Genomic DNA, 13,146 nt, shown 5'->3' with positions numbered 1-13,146 from the left:
CACACCATCCGAACCGGCGGACACATCGCCTCGCGCGTCGACAAGGTCCTCAACAAGGTCACAGAACGTGATTCCCTTGCGACACAGCATGGTTGACGTACAGTCACCGCAACAAGCGCTTCGGGCATATTCCAGCGCGAAGGAGTACGCGTGGTGCATACTGTGCGACGCACGCCACGGGGAGTCGAACACGGGCGCGCACGGCGCCCTGACGGCGTGCGAGCGGCGCACATCCGGGCTTCCGGCGCCGCCGTACCGGCAACACCGTGACCCTCGCGCCTCAGGACCTCTCGCACCCGAGCGAGCGTACCGGAGCACTCGCGCGACTCCGGGCCGTGACGGCCCGCCGCAAGGACACAACCCGGTATCGACCTCGGAGCGCGGCCACGCACCACACACGGTGACGCTGAAGCGTGCTCAGGCCATGGCTCGGGGGCGCAGTGGGGGCCGGGTGGGCCGGCCCCGGCACTGTCAGGGCTCGGGCGTGACGTAGTACGCGGCGAAGCCGCTGAGGATGTCCTCCTCCTGGATACGCCCGTCGCCGTCCGCGTCCAGGGCCGCCGCCGCCAGCGCGGCGGTGTCCGGGTCGACGCCGAGGACCCGCAGCGCGCGCCCGGCCGCCGCGGGGGTGACGCCGCCACCGTCCTCGTCGGCGACGGCGATCACCGCGTGCAGGAACGGCCGGGCGATCTCGGCGAACCGCTGCGGGCTGTCGCGCAGCCGCTTCACCGCTCCGGTGAGGAACTCCTGCTTGCTGACCCGCTGGTCGCCGTCGACGTCCGCGATGCCCGCCATGCCCTGCCAGAACGCCTCGGCGCCGCTGTAGAGCGCCTGCCCCTTGTCGGAGCGTGCCGTCACGCCGAACTCGGCGAGCAGATGCGCGGCGGCGCCGCTGAAGTCCTCGCGGTCGATGAAACCGTTGCCGTCCTGGTCGAACGCGGCGAACCGGCGGGCGATCTTGCCCTCGTACTCTGTGCTGTCCATGGCGGGAGCGTACGACGACGGACGGCCGTCGTGCGGGGGGTCAGGCGGAGAGCGTCCTGGTACGGTCCTCCACCGCGCTCGCCACATCGGGGTAGATCTCGAACAGACGCCGGACGCCGAGGGCCGCGAGGACCCGGTTGACATGGGATCCGTCGTCGGCGCCCCGGGCGGGCAGGACGATGCGCAGGCCGCCCCCGCAGGACCGGACCAGGCGGCGGGCCGCGATGAGCACCCCCACCCCGCTGGAATCGCAGAAGAAGACCTGGGAGAGGTCGAGCACCAGGGCGTGGCGCCCCGCCGCCACGGCGTCATGGACCCGCCGGCGGATCTCGGGGGAGGTGATGAGGTCCAGTTCACCTGTGATGCACAACACGGTCCACGGTCCCCGCTCGGTTTCGTCCACCTTGAGCGTCACGTGCCCGAACCCCTCTCTTCATTTGTGGGGGATTCCGGGGCTCTCCTCCAGCTCCCCCATGGACTGGGCCGTTTCCCCCTACCAGGTCGGCCAAACCCGATCCGCGAAGAGTGGCGTGTTCCCGACCTGACCCGGCCGAAGAGGGGCGCACTTGACGCAAAGGGGCGTGCTTTGTCGGTCCCGCCCACTACATTCGAAGAGGCAGGAGGCGGGCGCGTCCTGGTGGACGGTGACACGGAAGACGGTGACACGGACCGGAAGCGGAAGCGGGGCAGGGGCAGCGGCACGGCCGTCAGGCCGAGAACAGGGGTGGGGGTCGCATGGCGAAGGAGACACCGCCCCGCTGGGACCGCAGGATGCAGCAGCGGCTCTCACGGGGTGAGGCCGCCGCGCTCGGTGAGCTGTACGACAGGTTCGCGTCGCTGGTCCACAGCCTGGCGCACCGGGTGCTCGACGACGAGGCGGACGCGGACCGCGTGACCCGCGAGGTGTTCGGGCACATCTGGGAGAACCCGGACGCGTACGACCCCCGGCAGGGCTCCATGCGGTCGTGGGTGGCGCGGCTGGCCCGGCAGAAGGCGGTGCAGCGGCTGCGGCAGACGGAGTCGGCGGCGTACGAGGCGGCCGGCGAGGACACCGCGGAGGCGCTGGCGGAGCTGGAGCTCAAGGTGCGCCGGGCGGCCGCGGCGGCCCGCGCGGACTACATAGTCAGCTCGATGCCCACGTCTTTGAGGGCCGCGCTCGATCTGGCTTATTTCCAGCGCAGGGACTACCGCCAGACCGCGGCGCGCCTCGGCGTCACGGAGGACGAGGCCCGCCGGCGGCTGAGGCTGGGCCTGCAACTGCTCTCGACGGCCAACACCCAAGCGCTGGAGGGCTTCTCGCCTCCGGGGAACGGACGAGCGCTGTGACCGGCCCGCTGGACGGCGGCCCCGACGACGGCCAGGACGAACCGGACGGGCCCGAGGGGCCGGGCAGGCGGGACGGCCGCCGCCGGCGCCTGCCGTGGCTGCCGGGGCCGCGCGCGGCGCCCGACGACCTGGAGCCGGAACCGGGGCCGACGCCCCCACCTGCCCGACCCGCGCCGGTGCCGCCGGCCGCGCCGGTGCCGCCGGACCTGCCCGACCCGCATGACCTGCCCGACCGGCATGACCCGTATGACCTGCCGGACGGGCCCGACGCATCGGGGTTGTCCGGCGGGTCCGGCCTGCTCTCGGGTCTCGGGCTGCCGGAGCCCGCGGTGACGTCCGCGTCCCCCGGCCCGCCCGCCCCCTCCTCCGCAGCCACCCCCGCGTCCGGCCGGGGCGGCAAGCGGCGCAAGGGGCTGTCGCACAAGGTGCTCAAGTCGCTCCTCGGCGCGTGGGCCCTGTCCGCGTGCTCGGCCGAGGAGACCGACCTCGTCGAGGAGCACCTCACCGAGTGCGCCCCCTGCGCCGAGGAGGCCCTGCGGCTGCGGGACGCGGTCGGGCTGCTCCAGGACGACCGCAGCCTGGACCTCGACCCGATGCTGCGCAACCGGGTGCTGGAGACCTGCCTCGGCCGCCGCCCCGCCCGTATCCCCGTACCCGGCTGGGCCGCCTCGTACGACGCCGAGACCGCCCGGCTCGACGCGCTGCTGCGGGACTTCGGCGACGAGGAGTGGCGTGCGCCGGTGACGCTCAAGTGGTTCCAGGACGATCGGACCGCCTCGCGCGGGACGACCGTCGCCGGGGTCATCGGCCATCTGATGGCCGTGGACGGCCTGGTGGCCGCGGCCCTCGGCCTGGACGACCCGCTCGCGGCGCCGCTCGGCGAATCGCTCGGCGAACCCGTGCCCGCGGGGCCGGCGGACCGTACGGCGCGTTTCTGGCGCGACTCCGTGTTCCCGCCGACCCGTACCGTCCGGGGGCCGTGGCGGGAACAGAGCCACACCCTCATCCGCACGGTGTCGTTCGCCGGCCGCGGGGCCGCCGAACTGTCCGTGTCGTACGGGGACTTCGCGCTGCCCCTGTGCGACGCGCTGCTGGACCGCGCCTTCGAGTGCTGGGTGCACGGCGCGGACATCGCGGAGGCCGTGGACTATCCGTACGACCCGCCCTCGGGACCCCATCTGCACCGGATGGTCGACCTGGCGGCCCGGCTGCTGCCCGCGGCCCTCGCCGCGCGCCGCCGGGGCGGTCTCGCCTCCCCGGCGCGGGGCCTCGTGATGCCGGGCGCGCCCGGCAGGTCGCTGCACCTGGAGGTCGAGGGGCCGGGCGGCGGGGACTGGTACATCCCGCTCGACTCCCCCGCGGCGGTCGGCTGCCCGGAGCGGTCCGTGGCCCAGATCGCCCTGGACGGGGTGGAGTTCTGCCAACTGGTGGCCGGGCACGTGTCACCGGAGGAAGCGGCGGCCGGCCAGGACGGCGACCGCGAGGCGATCAGGGACGTCCTGCTGGCCGCGGCGGCAATGAGCCGAATCTGAGCCGCCCCCGAAGCGGAACCTGCCCGCACCCGCCGCCCTGGAGGGGATTCCTCCGGGGCGGAACGGGGGCGGTCAGGCGAAGACGACCGTGCGGTGGCCGTTCAGGAGGATGCGGTGCTCCGCGTGCCACTTCACCGCGCGCGCCAGCGCCTGGCACTCCACGTCGCGGCCGATCGCGACCAGTTGCTCCGGTGTCACCCCGTGGCCGACGCGCTCGACCTCCTGCTCGATGATCGGGCCCTCGTCCAGCTCCGCCGTCACGTAGTGCGCGGTCGCGCCGATCAGCTTCACGCCGCGCGCGTGCGCCTGGTGGTAGGGCTTGGCGCCCTTGAAGCTCGGCAGGAAGGAGTGGTGGATGTTGATGATCCGGCCGTTGAGCTGCTTGCAGAGGTCGTCCGAGATGACCTGCATGTAGCGCGCCAGCACCACCAGCTCGACGTCCTCGGCCCGGACCAGCTCCAGCAGCTCCGCCTCGGCCCGCGCCTTGGTGTCCGCGGTCACCGGGATGTGGTGGAAGGGGATGTCGTACGAGGCGACCAGCTCGGCGAAGTCGGTGTGGTTGGACACCACGGCGGCGATCTCCACCGGGAGCGCGCCGGTCCTGGACCGGAAGAGCAGGTCGTTCAGGCAGTGCCCGAACTTGCTGACGAGCAGGACGATCCGCATCCGCTGGTCGGCGTTGTGGATCTCCCAGTCCATCCGGAACGCGTCGCCCACGGCGGCGAAGCTCGCCCGCAGCTTCTCCAGGGTGGTCACCGGCGTCTCCGCCGAGAAGTGCACCCGCATGAAGAAGAGACCCGTGTCGTGGTCCCCGAACTGCTGGCTGTCCTCGATGTTGCAGCCGGTGATGAACAGGTAGCTCGACACGGCGTGCACGATCCCCTGCTTGTCCGGGCAGGACAGCGTGAGGACGTACTGCTGCGTTCGCGGGGCGGTCGTCATGACGTCAGAGAATCCCACATCTCCGGACAGCCGGCCGCTTCCGGCCAGCACGTGGACACCGCGGGCGAAACCACGCCCCACCGGACCCCGCCCTACGCGCTGCGCGTCATGATCCGCAGCACGTCGAGCGAGCGCGGCAGCTCGTCCGGGTCGTCGCCGTCGCTCGCCGCCAGCCGTACGTGCGCCTCGCGGGCCGCCCGTACCGCCTCCGGCCACCCGTGGTGCTCCAGGTAGGCCGACACGGGCGCGTCCGCGCCCACCTGGTGCATGATGCGCAGCACCCGGAGCACGGCGAGATCGACGAGCGCGGCCTCCCCGGAGTCGCGGAATATGGTGCCGACGTATTTCTCGGCGGACCAGTTGTCCAGCCAGGTGTCCTCGACCAGGCGGTAGACGGCGTCGGTGACGTCCCCGTACCCCTCCCGGCCTGGCAGCCAGTAGTCCTGGTGGAACACGGGATCGGAAAGCATGTGCAGCGCCGAGCGCACATTGGTGCGCCAACGCCACCACGGCATGTCATTGAGCGGCATGCCGCCCATGGTGGGGGAGCGACGGGCAGGACGGGAAGAGTTCTCGGAACCTTGCTGCACGGTCGTTGATCGTACGTTCCGTCCGGAGCCGGGACTCCGGTCCCCCGCAATTCACCCGGACGTCACCGGATGTTGCGCCTCACTCACTCCGTCGTTACCCGGGAGGCGGAAGGGTCTGGACCCATGACAGGTCGGCGACGCCCCAGCACTGTCCGCACGCACACGCACACCTGGAGCGCGCGAATCCGCGCGCTGGGCACGGCCGTGGCGGGAGCCTCGCTGATCACCGGCTGCGGTGTGATCCCCGGCACCTCGGGAGGTTCCCCGGCCCCCGTCACCGTGATGACCTTCGCGCCCGTGGGCACGAACGCCACCAACATGCCGGGGATGCCGGCCATGGCGAAGGCGTACGCCCGCTGGGTCAACTCCTCGGGCGGCATCGACGGCCACGAGCTGCGCGTCCTCACCTGCAACGAGCGCAACGACTCGTCGGCGGCGGCGGACTGCGCGCGCCGGGCGGTGAAGGAGGACGCGGTCGCGGTCGTCGGCTCGTACAGCCAGTTCGGCAAGGAGATCATGGCGCCGCTGGAGGCGGCGTCGATCCCGTTCATCGGCGGGTACGGCATGTCGGAGGAGGAGTTCACGAGCTTCCTCTCCTACCCGGTGAACGGCGGGCAGGCAACCCTCCTCGCGGGCAACGGGCAGCAGCTGGCCCCCGACTGCGACCGGACCGCGCTCGTCCGGCCGGACACGATCACCGGCGACGACCTGCCGGACCTCATCGACGCCGGGCTGGCGCACGGGCGCCGGGGCGAGGCGGCGGACGTACGGGCCGCCGAGGACGCGACGGACTACACGAAGGCGGCCGAGCTGGCGCGCGAGCGCGCGGGGGACGGCGGGTGCGTCACGGCGGTGCTGGGCGAGAAGACGGAGACGTTCTTCGACTCGTACCGCCGGGTCCCCGAGGACGGCAGGACCATACGGGTCTCGTCGGTGCTCGGCAGTGTCGGACAGCCGCTGATCGACAGCACGGGCGGCAAGAACGGCCCCTTCGAGGGGGCGCTCCTGACCGGCTGGTACCCGGTCGCGTCGGATCCGGCGTGGAAGCCGATGCGGGACGTGATCGAGAAGCACGCGTTCCAGGACGACGCGATCGACCCGGCGGACCCCGGGGTGCAGACGACGTGGATCGCGTACACGGCGCTCAAGAAGGTCGTCGAGGCGATCCACGAGGACGTCATCACGCCCGGCAAGATCACCAACGCGCTGGACCGGGGCCTCAAGGTGGACACGGGCGGCCTCACCCCGCCGCTGCGGTGGCGGTACGAGGACATGCTGGGCGCCCCGGGCTTCCCGAGGATCGTGAACCGGGACGTCACGTTCCAGGTGGTACGGAACGGCCGGCTGGTCCCGGAGCGCAAGGGCTTCGTGGACGTGGGCAAGACGCTGGGCGCCTGACGCCCGCCCCGTCCCGCGCCGTCGCAGGGCGGGGCGGGCCGGCCCGCCCCGCCGACGAGTGGGGCGACCCGGTCGGCGGGGCGGGGGTCGGGTGGCCCCTCAGAGCGCCCAGGTGCCGTTCTCGGCCGCCCTGGTGACGTACTCCTCGAACGAGCGCGGCGCACGGCCCAGGACGCGTTCGACGCCGTCGCTGACGTAGTCGTCGGCGCCCTCGCCGATCTGCGCGAGGAAGCCCGCGACGGCGACGGCGTCGTCCCGCGTGTGCCCGGCCGCGATCAGGTCGGCGGCGTGCTCCGCCTCCGTCCGGTGGTGGTGCGTGACGGTGCGTCCCGTCGCCGTGCCGATCAGCTCGACGGCCCGGGTGAAGGACAGCGCCCGCGGCCCCGACAGGTCGTACGTACGCCCCTGGTGGCCGTCGCCGGTGAGGGCCACGAGGGCGACCTCGGCGATGTCCTCGGCGTCGATGAACGGTTCGCGCCCCTCCCCGGCCGGGGTCCGCACCTCGCCCGCGAGGACGCCGGCGAGGAAGAAGTCCGGCGCGGCGAAGTCCTGGGAGAACCAGCACGGCCGCAGGATCGTCCACTCCAGGCCCGAGCCCCGTACGGCGCTCTCGGTGGGGTGCGTGCCGTCCTCGTCGATGCCGCGCACCGACAGCTGCACCAGGCGCCGGACCCCGGCCGCCTTCGCGCGGTCCACGAACGCGGCGCGCTCGGGCAGCCCCTGGGTCTCGGTCGGTACGACGTACACGGCCTCGGCGCCGCTCAGGGCGGGGTCCCAGGTGGACGGGTCGGACCAGTCGAAGCGGGTCCCGCCCGTGCGGGAGGCGGCGCGGACGGTGTGGCCGAGAGCACGGAGGCGGCGGACGAGGGGAGCACCGGTCTTGCCGGTGGCTCCGAGCACGAGGATCTCTGTCATGACCACCAGTGAACCGGCCCGAGGTGGTACGAACCATGGCCGAAACACCCGGATACATGTGTGATCGTGCCGGTGCGCGGCCGGCGACGGGCGATCGGCGCTGTGCGATCGTGGCCGGGTGGACGTTCTCGATGACTACCTCGCCGGCGTACGGGCCCACGGAGCCGTCTTCTGCCGCACGGTCAGCACGCCGCCGTGGGGCCTGCGCTTCACCGAGCCCGCCCCTCTCGCCCTGGCCGTCATGCTGCACGGTGACGGGTGGATCATCCCGGCCGAGGAGGACCCGGTCGCGCTGCGGCGGGGGGAGATCGTCCTGATCCGCGGTGCGGAGCCGTACACCGTCGCCGACCACCCCGCCAGCGCCCCGCGGATCCTCGTGGACGGCGACGACCACTGCACGACCCTCGGCGACCCCGCGTCCCCGCGCCGCAACTGGCGGATCGCCGGACGCACCTCGGGCCCGGCGGACGACCGGGTGGGCGAGGGCTCCGACCTGCTGGTCACCGCCGGGTACCGCATCGGCGGCGACCTCTCCCTGCCCCTGCTCGACACCCTGCCGCCGGTCGCCGTCGTCCCCCGCGACCCCAGCCTCGCCCCGCTCCTCGACCTCCTCGCCGACGAGACGACCCACGACCGGCCCGGACAGCAGGTGATCCTGGACCGCATGCTCGACCTGCTCCTGGTGCGCTCCCTGCGCGCCTGGTTCGACCAGGCCGGTTCCGTACCGCCGCTGGGCTACCGGGCGCTGTCCGACCCGCTGCTGGGCCACGTCCTGCGCAGGCTGCACGAGGAGCCGTCCCGCCCCTGGACCGTCGCGTCGCTCGCCGCGGAGGCGGGCCTGTCACGCACCACGTTCGCCCGCCGCTTCACGTCCATGGTGGGCCGCCCGCCCCTGGCGTACCTCACCCACTGGCGGATGACCCTGGCCGCGGACCGGCTGCGCCGGCCCGGCGCGACGATCGCGGCGGTGGCCAGGGAGGTGGGGTACCACGACGCGTTCACCTTCAGCTCGGCCTTCAAACGCACCCGGGGCGTCAGCCCGTCGGCCCACCGCGGCGCCTTCCCCTGATTCCCCTGGCGGCGCCGCGCGGCGGTCGGCATGCCTACAGCTGCGTCGAGTCCCGCTGGGAGAGGTCGTACTTGGACGCGATGCCGTTCCAGAGGCCCGAGGCCTTCTTCTTCGCGGCGGTGGCCTCGCCGCTCGCCTGGTTGCCCCGGGACGCTTCCTTGGTGGTACGGGCCCGGCCGTGCTTGCAGCCCTTGCCCGTCTGCGCCTCCCGCGCCCACTGCGCGTAGTGGTCGTCCGCCGAGGCCGACGCCTGCCAGGCCGTCGTCAGGGACGACGCGAGCGACTCGTGGTCGGGCAGCTTGTCGATCGGCAGGGACTTGAGCCGGGTCACCAGGCCCCTGCGCTGCTCCGCGGCGTCGTGCAGGTCGGTCGCCGCCTGGTCCAGGTTGTCGCACGTCTTGATGTCGTTGACCGCGCGGATCACCGTCTCGCGGCTGTTGTTGCTGTCGCCCAGCAGCTTGTCGAGCCCCTCGGCCTGCGCCTTGGCCGGGTCGGCCGCGTCCTGCGCGGGCGGCTCGGAGGCGGCGGTGCTCTCGGCCGCCACGTTCTTCCCGGTGTCCTGCGGGCTGTCGCCCCCGCCGCTCATCAGCGCGCCCGCGCCCAGGCCCAGCACGGCGCAGCCGACCACGACGGCCGCGATCAGCGGGATCCGGGACCTGCGGCCGCCCGTGTCACGCCCCGGCTGGGGCTCGTAGGACGGCCCGGGGGGCTGCTGGCCGTACGGCGGCCGGGGCCCGCGCCCCTGCGGCGGGAGGCCCTGCGGCGGGCGGCCCTGGCCCGGATCGATCTTCGGGAGCTGCTGGGTGGAGCCGGCCGAACCGTCGTCCGCGCGGAAGAGGTTGTCGAACTCGGCGGGCGGCGGCCGGTCGCCGGGCTCGCCGGGCCGGACCCCGTACCCGGCGTCCTGCGCGGGCACGGGCGCGATGAACGCCGTGGCCTCCGCGTCCGAGCCGTGTGCCGGGACCGGGGGAATGACCTGGGTGGCGTCCGCGGAGCGCTCCGGCGGCAGCATGCCGGGGCCGGGGCCCTGCGGGACCGGGGCGATGAACTGGGTGGCGTCGGCGCTGCCCGCGGCCGGGACGGGCGGCAGGAACTGGGTGGCGTCGGCACTGCCGGGCGCGGGGGCCTCGGCGGGGAGCGGCTGCACGTAACCCTGGCTCTGGCCCTGGCCCTGGTCGTAACCCTGCCCGTGACTCAGGCCGTGGTCCTGGCCCTGTCCGTAGCCCTGGCCCTGGCCGTACCCCTGGTCGTGGGTCTGCCCGTATCCCTGGTCGTACGACTGCTGTGGGTCGTGGCCGTACGACGGCTGCTGGCCCTGCCCGTACGACGGCTGCCCGCCCTGCCCGTACCCCTGGCCCTGGCCCTGTCCGTAGTGCTGACCCTGGCCGTGACTCTGGCCTTGGCCCTGGTCCTGCCCGTACTGCTGGTACGGCTGCTGGGCGCCCTGCTGCTGCGGCTGCGCGCCGTACGCGCCCTCGCCGTAACCCGCTTCCGGACCGGGCTGTCCGCCGCCGTCCTGCGGCCCCCACGGCCCGCCCCACGCCTGCCCGCCCGCCGGGACTGCCTGCTCCCCCGCGACGCTGGGCGGGATCCAGGGTTCGCTGCCGTCGCCGGGCAGCACAACGCCTTCGTGCGCGGGGCGAGCGGCCTGGTACTCCCGCTCGTCCCCTTGTCCGCTGTGCGTCACCGGGACTCCTACGTCGTGGAACGGGTGGACCTACGGAAATCGTCGGTTCACGCTACCGGGTGAATCCCGGGCTCTGCCACGCACGTGGATCCGCTCCCGTTCCGTCCTGCCGGGAGACGGCTATAGCAACCGAATTCGCCCGTTCTGCCGGGGACTTGATATGCACCACACCCTCACACCGTCGGCCCCCGGCACCCACGTGCCTCCGCACCGCCTACCCCCGCCGCGCTCCCCCACGCCTCCCCCGTCTCCCGCGCGTCGCACGCTCCCCCCCGCACCCCCGCGCTCAGGCCGCCTGGATCTCCAGCCGGGCCGTGAACTCACGCACGGACGCCTCGCTCCCGTACGGCTCCAGGCGCTGCTGGAGGTCGTCGAGATACTCCGCGCCCCGGCTGGAGCGCAGCGTCCCCAGCAGCTCCAGCGCGCGCGTGCCCGTCCGGCACGCCTCCTCGACCTCCCGCTGCTGGACCTGCGCCGTGGCCAGCAGGACCAGGCCGATCGCCCGCCGGCGCGCCCGGGACTCCGGATGGCCGTCGATCGAGTCCCCGGCATGCCGGGCGGCGGCGTCGGGCCGGCCCAGGTCGCGGTAGCAGTGCGCCAACTCGTCCGAGAGGTAGGCGTGGTCGAAGTGCGCGATCCACTCGGGGTCGTCGCCCGAACCGTCCTCCGCCTGCTCCAGCGCGGCGAGTGCCCGGCCCCCGACCTCCTGGCAGAGCCGCAGATCGCCCATGAGGGCGTGCCCCCGGGCCTCCGCCGCGTAGAACATGGCCTGCGCGCGCGGCGGCACGTGCCCGCGCGCCCCCTCCTGCGCGGCTCTCGCCAACTGGGCGATCTCGCGCGGGTTCCCGAGCTGCGCGGCCAGGTGGCTCATGGACGCTGCCAGCACGTACCCGCCGTACCCCCGGTCCCCCGACGCCTGCGCGAGCCGCAGCGCCTGGATGTAGTACCGCTGGGCGAGGCCCGGCTGACCGGTGTCGATGGCCATGTAACCGGCCAGCTCCGTCAGCCGGGAGACAGCGGCGAAGAGCCGCCGGCCGACCGATTCGCGGTACGAGCCCGAGAGCAGGCCCGACACCACGCTGTTCAGGTAGTGCACCACGACGGGGCGGACGTGCCCGCTGCCGTAGCGGTGGTCGAGGTCGATCAGCGCCACGGTCATGGCCCGGACCGCCTCGACGTCCGAATCCCCCACCCGCGCGCCGGTGTTCCGCGCGACCGCCGGATCCGCGCCCGTGATCAGCCAGTCCCTGCTGGGCTCGACCAGCGCGGACGACGCGACCGCCGAGCCGGACAGGAAGTCGCGGCGCCCGACGTCACTGCGCCACAACTCGCAGACCTGCTCGACCGCTCCGACGACGGTCGGGGCGAACTGGAGGCCGACGCCGGACGCGAGGTTCTTGCCGTTGGCCATCCCCGTCTCGTCGATGGTGACCGTACGGTTCAGCTTCCGGCCCAGCGCCTCCGCGATGATGCCGGGCGCCCGGCCGCGCGGCTGCTGCCCGCGCAGCCACCGCGCCACCGATGTCTTGTCGTAGCGCAGGTCGAGCCCGCGCTCGGCCCCGACCATGTTGACGCGCCGGGCGAGCCCCGCGTTGGAGCACCCGGCTTCCTGGATGAGTGCTTGGAGCCGTTCGTTCGGCTGGCGCGCGACGAGAGGCCTGGCTGCCAATGGATACCCCCTGTGGCCGCAGTGATCAGCTCATGGATCACTGCCCGGCAGAAATGCAGAGAATGCGTGGCTTGGGCTGAATCGGAGATATTTTGAGGAACCTCAGCAAACATGGCGTGTTTTGGCCATGCGGGTGTACTTGAGCGGATGTGGGCCGCACCTGTCCCATCGTGCCCGAACGGGGACCGTGCGTACCCGCCAACCGGCCTCCGCGGGCCCGCGCGCCCCCGTCCATGCATCCATGCGCCCCACATGCGGGTCGGCGCGCGGTACGCCCGTAACCGGAGGTGACGGCGGGAGTTGTGCTGGGCGTGGAAGAGACCCTCGGCGTCACGGGCGCGGCACAGATCCCTCATCAGCGTGGCGAACTGCCGCTGGACTGCGCGGTGCGGTACACGGAAGAACGGCACTGGGACGTGTTCCCGGGCACCTGGCTGGAGGCGGTGGCGGGCACGGAGCGTTGCTCGTGCGGCGAACCGGACTGTGCCTCTCCGGGGGCGCACGCGACGAGCGCCGAGTGGGCGCAGCAGGTCACGGGCAGTGCGCCCGCGGCGCGGCGGCTGTGGTCCGACGAGCCGCGGGCCTCGGTCCTGTTGCCGACGGGACGCGCCTTCGACGCCCTGGACGTACCGGAGTCGGCGGGATTCCTGGCGCTCGCCCGCATGGAGCGGATGCGTCTCACGCTCGGTCCGGTGACCTGTACCCCGGACCGGCGGATGATGTTCTTCGTCCTGCCGGGCGCCGCGCTCAAGGTGGACGGTCTGGTGACGCGGCTGGGCTGGGTGCCCGCCGCGATCGACCTGGTGACGCACGGCGAGGGCGCGTACGTCGCGGCGCCGCCGACGCGCGTCGGCGGGCACGGCGCGGTGCAGTGGGCGCGCCGCCCCACCCCCGCCAACCGGTGGCTGCCGGACATCGAGGAGTTGATCAGCCCGCTGGCGTACGCGTGCGGGCGGGACGCGGCGGAGGAACGGGCCAGGCAGACATAGCCGACGGGCGTACGTAGGGTGGTCGTCCCGGTCGGTACGGGAACC

12 protein-coding genes are annotated in these 13,146 nt (G+C 73.2%); 5 read left to right on the top strand and 7 right to left on the bottom strand.

Annotation, left to right across the window (positions count from 1 at the left end; all coding sequences use genetic code 11):
- Nucleotides 1-471: 471 nt before the first annotated feature.
- Together HA039_RS19885 and HA039_RS19880 are read right to left on the bottom strand one after the other, a co-directional pair.
- Nucleotides 472-984, bottom strand: a complete 513-nt coding sequence (locus HA039_RS19885; protein ID WP_167031730.1) for an EF-hand domain-containing protein — start codon at nucleotides 982-984, stop codon at nucleotides 472-474.
- 40 nt (nucleotides 985-1,024) lie between these two features.
- Entirely contained in the window at nucleotides 1,025-1,399 is a 375-nt protein-coding gene (locus HA039_RS19880) for an STAS domain-containing protein (RefSeq protein ID WP_167031724.1), read from the bottom strand.
- 320 nt (nucleotides 1,400-1,719) lie between these two features.
- Here HA039_RS19880 and HA039_RS19875 point away from each other — a divergent pair, with 320 nt between their 5' ends.
- Together HA039_RS19875 and HA039_RS19870 are read left to right on the top strand one after the other, a co-directional pair.
- Complete coding sequence (locus HA039_RS19875; RefSeq protein WP_167031719.1) at nucleotides 1,720-2,310, top strand: sigma-70 family RNA polymerase sigma factor; 591 nt, start codon at nucleotides 1,720-1,722, stop codon at nucleotides 2,308-2,310.
- On the top strand, nucleotides 2,307-3,842 hold the full coding sequence (locus HA039_RS19870; RefSeq protein WP_243869593.1) for a zf-HC2 domain-containing protein: 1,536 nt from the start codon (nucleotides 2,307-2,309) through the stop codon (nucleotides 3,840-3,842). The genes HA039_RS19875 and HA039_RS19870 overlap by 4 nt, the downstream gene beginning before the upstream one ends.
- A 72-nt stretch (nucleotides 3,843-3,914) precedes the next feature.
- On the opposite strand, the gene purU is transcribed toward HA039_RS19870, so the two are convergent.
- Both purU and HA039_RS19860 read right to left on the bottom strand, forming a co-directional pair.
- Complete coding sequence (gene purU, locus HA039_RS19865; RefSeq protein WP_167031713.1) at nucleotides 3,915-4,784, bottom strand: formyltetrahydrofolate deformylase; 870 nt, start codon at nucleotides 4,782-4,784, stop codon at nucleotides 3,915-3,917.
- Between the two features lie 92 nt (nucleotides 4,785-4,876).
- Nucleotides 4,877-5,323 carry an SCO4402 family protein gene (locus tag HA039_RS19860; RefSeq protein ID WP_167037167.1) on the bottom strand — a complete coding sequence of 149 codons (447 nt, stop codon included), beginning with the start codon at nucleotides 5,321-5,323 and terminating at the stop codon, nucleotides 4,877-4,879.
- Nucleotides 5,324-5,497: 174 nt separating this feature from the next.
- On the opposite strand from HA039_RS19860, the gene HA039_RS19855 reads away from it, so the two are divergent.
- A complete protein-coding gene (locus HA039_RS19855) occupies nucleotides 5,498-6,772 on the top strand; it encodes an ABC transporter substrate-binding protein (protein ID WP_167031708.1) in 1,275 nt (424 codons plus the stop codon).
- 99 nt (nucleotides 6,773-6,871) lie between these two features.
- On the opposite strand, the gene HA039_RS19850 is transcribed toward HA039_RS19855, so the two are convergent.
- Complete coding sequence (locus HA039_RS19850; protein ID WP_167031698.1) at nucleotides 6,872-7,687, bottom strand: NAD(P)H-binding protein; 816 nt, start codon at nucleotides 7,685-7,687, stop codon at nucleotides 6,872-6,874.
- A gap of 118 nt (nucleotides 7,688-7,805) precedes the next feature.
- On the opposite strand from HA039_RS19850, the gene HA039_RS19845 reads away from it, so the two are divergent.
- The gene (locus tag HA039_RS19845; protein WP_167031694.1) at nucleotides 7,806-8,756 is read left to right on the top strand and encodes an AraC family transcriptional regulator; all 951 of its coding nucleotides are present in this window, start codon (nucleotides 7,806-7,808) and stop codon (nucleotides 8,754-8,756) included.
- A gap of 34 nt (nucleotides 8,757-8,790) precedes the next feature.
- Here the strand turns inward: HA039_RS19845 and HA039_RS19840 are convergent, their stop codons facing one another.
- Both HA039_RS19840 and HA039_RS19835 read right to left on the bottom strand, forming a co-directional pair.
- The gene (locus tag HA039_RS19840; protein WP_167031689.1) at nucleotides 8,791-10,443 is read right to left on the bottom strand and encodes a hypothetical protein; all 1,653 of its coding nucleotides are present in this window, start codon (nucleotides 10,441-10,443) and stop codon (nucleotides 8,791-8,793) included.
- A 286-nt stretch (nucleotides 10,444-10,729) separates the two neighbouring features.
- Nucleotides 10,730-12,112 carry an NsdA family TPR-like regulatory protein gene (locus tag HA039_RS19835; protein ID WP_167031686.1) on the bottom strand — a complete coding sequence of 461 codons (1,383 nt, stop codon included), beginning with the start codon at nucleotides 12,110-12,112 and terminating at the stop codon, nucleotides 10,730-10,732.
- 302 nt (nucleotides 12,113-12,414) lie between these two features.
- Here HA039_RS19835 and HA039_RS19830 point away from each other — a divergent pair, with 302 nt between their 5' ends.
- Nucleotides 12,415-13,101 (top strand): bifunctional DNA primase/polymerase, encoded by a 687-nt coding sequence (locus HA039_RS19830; RefSeq protein ID WP_167031683.1) that lies wholly within the window; start codon nucleotides 12,415-12,417, stop codon nucleotides 13,099-13,101.
- Nucleotides 13,102-13,146 lie beyond the last annotated feature (45 nt).

This window comes from Streptomyces liangshanensis (assembly GCF_011694815.1).
Taxonomy (GTDB): Bacteria; Actinomycetota; Actinomycetes; order Streptomycetales; family Streptomycetaceae; genus Streptomyces; species Streptomyces liangshanensis.
Note: the sequence above shows the minus strand (reverse complement) of the source record. Positions and strands in the feature narration are given on the sequence as shown.